This window comes from Sulfurihydrogenibium sp., assembly GCF_027448985.1.
Taxonomy (GTDB): Bacteria; Aquificota; Aquificia; order Aquificales; family Hydrogenothermaceae; genus Sulfurihydrogenibium.
Window position 1 is genome coordinate 1 of the sequence record NZ_DAIDMN010000165.1, and the last position, 1,108, is coordinate 1,108.

The 1,108-nt window shown below is 32.9% G+C and carries 1 protein-coding gene and 1 pseudogene; both read right to left on the reverse strand.

What is annotated here, in order from left to right:
• Positions 1 to 816 (reverse strand): mannose-1-phosphate guanylyltransferase (locus tag NE054_RS08320; protein WP_297890529.1); only part of this gene is annotated, 816 nt, incomplete at its 3' end.
• 13 nt (positions 817 to 829) lie between these two features.
• Positions 830 to 1,108 (reverse strand): annotated as a pseudogene (locus tag NE054_RS08325) (glycosyltransferase); the annotation flags it as partial.

Here is a 1,108-nt window from a genome sequence, read left to right on the forward strand (position 1 = left end):
GTCTAAGGTTTGATAAACGCTATCCCATGACCCAAGGTCAGACCATTTTAGGTCAAGAGGTATGACAGCTGCTTTGCCTGTTTTTTCCATTATGGCATAATCTATGGATATATCTGGCATATTTTGAAAGTTTTCAAGTAAGGATTGGTAGGAGTTTTCTTGGAAAAGTTGATATATGTCTAGGCTGTGTTTTTTTAGTTCTTGAAGGATATTTGAGATAGTAAAGGCAAACATCCCACTGTTCCAGTAGTAGTTTCCTTTTTGTATGTAGGATTGGGCTTTTTCTAATGAAGGTTTTTCGTGGAATTTTACTACTTTGTATGTGTAATCGTTAATTTTTTCTCCTGACTCTATGTAGCCGTATCCTGTTTCTGGTTTTGTTGGTTTTATTCCAAAGGTTATAAGGTAATCTTTTGCTACTTTTTCTGCTTTTTTTACATAATCTACAAAAAGGTCAGTTGGTTCTATAAGGTGGTCTGAAGGGAATATACCTAAAACCTCGTCTTCTGGAAGATCTAACTGCTCTATTGCAAACTTTAGGGCTAAAGCAATAGCAGGAGCTGTATTTCTACCAACTGGTTCCTCTATTAGATGGTAGTTGGTTATTCCTATTTCTTTAAGTTGATTTATAACGTGGAATTTATACTCTTTATTTGTAATTATGATTGGGTCTTTTGAGATTGGAGATAATCTTAAAACTGTATTTTGAAATAAGGATTTATTGCTTCCTATTTTTAAAAACTGTTTTGGGTAATTTTTTCTTGATAAGGGAAACAACCTCGTCCCACTTCCACCTGCAAGTATAACAGCTTTCATACAGTTCCTCCTCCTATTTCAAAAATGGTCCTGCTTTTGTGTGTATTAATTTTTTATACGTTAAATTATAAATCACAGCAAAGATAAAACAAACAACAACCAAATATAAGGTATTACTGTAAAATACTACAGCTGGTACAACTGCAAAAAGGTTTAAAATCCAAAGGAAAATAGAAGTTAGGGAATTTTGTAAAACTTTGTTTTGAATGTTAAACTTTCTTGAGATGAATATCCTGTAGATAATGGTATGTAAATGTAATGCATCTGGGTCAAAAGCAGATTTTTCTTGAAT